Raw genomic sequence first — 4,196 nt, forward strand, 5'->3', positions numbered from 1 at the left:
GAGCAATGGCATTGACGCGCACCCCCAGCGGCCCGAAGTCATGTGCCATCTCGCGCGTCAGTGCGGCCAGCGCCGCCTTAGACGTGGCATAGGCGGCGCCCGCGAAGGGATGCACCCGGACCCCGGCGATCGAGGTGACATTGACGATCGACCCTTGCGCGGCTGTCAACTCGTCCTTCAGGCCGCGCGCCAGAATGACCGAGGCGAAGAAATTGACGTGGAACACATGGCCCCAGTCGCGCAGGTCGGTGTCGATCGTGTTCAGCCGCGCGCCGCCGTCGCCCTTGGGCGAAATGCCGGCATTGTTGACCAGCGCGTGCAGCTTGCCGCCCTCCAGCCGCGACCGGATGTCCTCGACCGCGGCAATCGTCGCCTTGGGGTCGGCCAGATCAACCTGAACATGGTTCTTTTCTCCGCCCGGCCAGGGGCAGTCCTTTGAAAAGGCCTGACGCGAACAGCTGATGACGCGCCAGCCCTCGGCATCGAACTTGCGCACCGTGGCATGGCCGATCCCCCGGCTGGCCCCGGTCAGCAGAAGCGTCTTCTGGCCCTCGTCACTCGACATCGTGCAACACCCTTCGCTGGATTCAGACAACAGCCTGTGCGGAAACCGGACCGGGTTTCAAGGCCGATTCCGCCACCGCCCCTTTTCCTTCGGCCTCCCAGCCCCTAGGTTCCCCCCAAAGGAGACCCGATGACAAACCCGCTTCTCGCCGACTGGACCACACCCTTCGCCCTTCCCCCCTTTGCTGACGTCACCGATGACGACTTCGCCCCCGCGTTTGAGGCCGCGATGGATCGGGCCCGCGCCAATATCGCGAAAATCGCCGAAAACCCTGAACCGCCGACCTTCGCCAGCACGATCGAGGCGCTCGAACAGGCGGATGCGGCGCTCAACCGCGTCCTTGGCGTCTTCTTCAACATCGCCGGTGCCGACAGCACGCCCAAACGCGAGGAACTTCAGCGCGATTTCTCGCCGAAGCTGGCCGCCTACGGGTCAGAAATCACCAATAACAAGCCGCTCTTCGAGCGCGTCGAAACACTCTGGAATGCCCGCGATACGCTTGACCTCACGCCCGAGCAACAGCGCGTCCTGATGCTGACCCGGCGCGGATTCATCCGCTCTGGCGCCGATCTGGAAGGCTATGCCGCCGACCGCCTGACCGAGGTCAAGAACCGGCTCGCGGTGCTCTCGACCCAGTTTACCCAGAACCTTCTGGCCGATGAACGCAGCTGGTACATGGAACTGACCGAGTATGAACTTGAAGGCCTGCCCGATTTCCTGATCGCCGCCGCCCGCGCGGCCGGGGCCGAAAAGGGGCTGCAGGCCCCGGTCATCACCACCTCGCGCTCGCTCATCGTGCCGTTCCTGCAGTTCTCGCCGCGCCGCGACCTGCGCGAACGCGCCTATCAGGCCTGGACCGCGCGCGGTGCGGGGGGCGGCCCGACCGACAACCGTCCCATCGCTGCCGAAGTCTTGGCGCTGCGCGAGGAACGCGCTTTCCTGCTCGGCTACGACAGCTTTGCCGATTACAAGCTGGAAACCGAAATGGCCAAGACGCCGAAAGCGGTTCGGGACCTCCTGATGCAGGTCTGGGAACCGGCACTGGCGGCGGCCGAAGCCGACTCCACCCGGCTGTCGGCCATGATGCATGGCGACGGCGTGAACGGCGAGCTGGAACCCTGGGACTGGCGCTACTACTCGGAAAAGCGCCGCAAGGAAGAACATGACCTCGACGAGGCCGAACTGAAACCCTACCTGCAACTGGACCGGATGATCGATGCCGCCTTTGCGGTGGCCAGCCGGTTGTTCAACCTCGATTTCAAAGCGCTCGATGCCACGCTCTACCACCCCGATGCCCGCGCATGGGAGGTGACCCGCGACGGCGCGCATCTGGCCGTCTTCATCGGCGACTATTTCGCCCGCGGCTCGAAACGCTCGGGGGCATGGTGTTCGGCCATGCGCTCGCAACAGAAGCTGGCCGGCGATATCCGCCCGATCGTCGTCAACGTATGCAATTTTGCCAAGCCAGAGGCCGGCAAACCGGCGCTTCTGTCCTATGACGACGCGCGCACGCTGTTTCACGAATTCGGCCACGCCCTGCACCAGATGTTGTCCGACGTCACCTACGAATCCATCTCCGGCACCTCGGTGGCCCGCGATTTCGTCGAACTGCCCAGCCAGCTTTACGAACATTGGCTGGAAGTCCCGGAAGTCCTGGCCGAATTTGCCACCCATGCCGAAACCGGCAAACCGATGCCCAAGGCCCTGCTTGACCGGCTGCTGGCCGCCCAGACCTATGACAGCGGCTTTGACACCGTCGAATTCCTCGCCTCGGCGCTGGTCGATCTGGCTTTCCACGAAGAAGAAGCCCCCGCCGACCCGATGCGCAAACAGGCCGAGGTGCTCGAAGGCCTCGGCATGCCGCATGCCATCGGAATGCGGCATGCCACGCCGCATTTCGCTCATGTCTTCGCTGGCGACGGATATTCGTCGGGCTACTACAGTTACATGTGGTCCGAAGTGATGGATGCCGACGCCTTCGAGGCGTTCAAAGAGGCCGGTAGTGCCTTCGATGCCGATACCGCGACGAAACTGGAACGCTTCATCTTGTCGGCAGGCGGATCGGAAGAGGCCGAGGATCTCTATACCGCCTTCCGGGGAAAGATGCCGGGGCCAGAGGCGCTGTTGAAGGGCAGGGGGCTAAGCCAAGGCTAGACGGGCCATGAAAGATGGTCCGAACGCGCCATTGACGGCCCGGAAGTTCGTGCCATGAAGGACTACTTCATGGTATACATGATCGACTGACCGTCGCCGGTAAGCGTCACATTTTCTCCGTCAATTGCAACCTCGCGACAGGCATCGCCTTCGCGGTCTTTCGGTTCGCTTATCGTTCTGCACCATTGTCCGTCGCGGACTTCCCAAATCCCGACGACTTTGTGCTTGGCGATTTTTCCGCCCAGTACACCGTCTTGTCCAAGAACATAAACCGTCTTGCCCTTCGCGGATGTCAGCGTCTTGCCGCTAAGGACATCCTGAATTCCCTCTGCATGAAGAGGAGTGGCTATTGATATGAAGCCTAGGCCAGAAACCAAGGCAAAAACCGACATGGATCTGATCATTTTTTTAACTCTCGTGAAAGGTTCACTTGATTTCGCAGCCACAATCAAGGCTCCGAAAGATGAAATCTAACACAGGGCAATTTGTAATTATATACCAAAATTTGTCCACTCGGTAAAATAATATTGCAATCAGAAATTCAAATATGAAATAAAATTCTAATTCCATCCACCGGCCTTCAATCCACGGTCTTGCTGCGAAAAGCACGACAGCGCCGAAAACGAACGATCAACATCTCATCATTCGTCTCCAAATATCCCCGCCGGAGGCATCGCGGCGCGGCGAAGCCGCGGCGCAAACCAGGCTACGGTTGCGCCTTTGTCGGGTCGTCGGGATGTGGTGCATCGCCCAGCGGATCCTTGTGAATGATCACATCGGCCTGCGGATAAGCCTGCAGGATCGCGCGCCGGAGCGCCGCGCCGATGGCATGGGCGTCATGCAGGCTCTGCGCGCCGTCCAGCTCGATATGCAGGTTCACGAACACGCGCGATCCGGCGGTGCGGGTCTTCAGGTCGTGGAACCCGTGAACGCCCGGCCAGCCGCCCGCGATCCGCCCGATCCCTTCGATCATCGCCGGGTCCGCGCGGCGGTCCATCAGCGCGTCCCACGCGCCCTTGCCGATCCTGAACGCGCCAAAGGCCAGCAGCAGGGCCGCCCCCAGTGCCACGACGCTGTCGATCTGCCCGATGCCGAAATGCGCCGAGGCCCAGAGCGCAAGGATCGCCCCGACATTCGGCACCAGATCGCCCATGTAATGCAGCGAATCCGCCTTGACGACCCGGCTCCCGGTCTGCGCCGCGACGCGCCGCTGCCACAGGACCAGCGCCAGCGTCAGCGCGATGGAAAAGACCATGACGATAATGCCGCGGCCCTCTGCCATCAGCACGTTCGGCACCGGTTGCAGCAGCCGTCCCACCGCAGCCCAGCCGATCACCGCCGCCGACACCAGAATGAACAGGCTCTGTCCGAGCGCCGCGAGATCCTCGGCCGAGGTATGGCCGAAGGCATGGTCCTCGTCGGCCGGTTTCGCGGCATAGGCGATGGCGGCGAGCCCGGCCAGCGAAACCATCAGGTC

4 protein-coding genes are annotated in these 4,196 nt (G+C 62.3%); 1 reads left to right on the plus strand and 3 read right to left on the minus strand.

Annotated elements, in window-relative coordinates; all coding sequences use genetic code 11:
- The coding region (locus WBB85_RS15630; protein ID WP_432639528.1) for an SDR family NAD(P)-dependent oxidoreductase at positions 1–565 on the minus strand (565 nt) is incomplete at its 3' end.
- Between the two features lie 129 nt (positions 566–694).
- On the opposite strand from WBB85_RS15630, the gene WBB85_RS15635 reads away from it, so the two are divergent.
- Positions 695–2,719: a M3 family metallopeptidase gene (locus tag WBB85_RS15635; RefSeq protein ID WP_432639529.1), complete on the plus strand. Its 2,025-nt coding sequence runs from the start codon at positions 695–697 to the stop codon at positions 2,717–2,719.
- Between the two features lie 62 nt (positions 2,720–2,781).
- Here WBB85_RS15635 and WBB85_RS15640 read toward each other — a convergent pair whose 3' ends face one another.
- Both WBB85_RS15640 and WBB85_RS15645 read right to left on the minus strand, forming a co-directional pair.
- Positions 2,782–3,165, minus strand: coding sequence for a hypothetical protein (locus WBB85_RS15640; RefSeq protein WP_432639530.1), 384 nt, complete (start codon positions 3,163–3,165; stop codon positions 2,782–2,784).
- A 260-nt stretch (positions 3,166–3,425) separates the two neighbouring features.
- On the minus strand, positions 3,426–4,196 hold a 771-nt coding region (locus tag WBB85_RS15645; protein ID WP_432639531.1), incomplete at its 5' end, for a cation diffusion facilitator family transporter.

The sequence above is a fragment of the Albidovulum sp. genome (assembly GCF_049646345.1).
Lineage (GTDB): Bacteria > Pseudomonadota > Alphaproteobacteria > Rhodobacterales > Rhodobacteraceae > Albidovulum.

What these genes read in the sequence shown, in the direction of transcription:
- WBB85_RS15635 (WP_432639529.1), top strand. Translation starts at nt 695, where the DNA reads ATGACAAACCCGCTTCTCGCCGACTGGACCACACCCTTCGCCCTTCCC.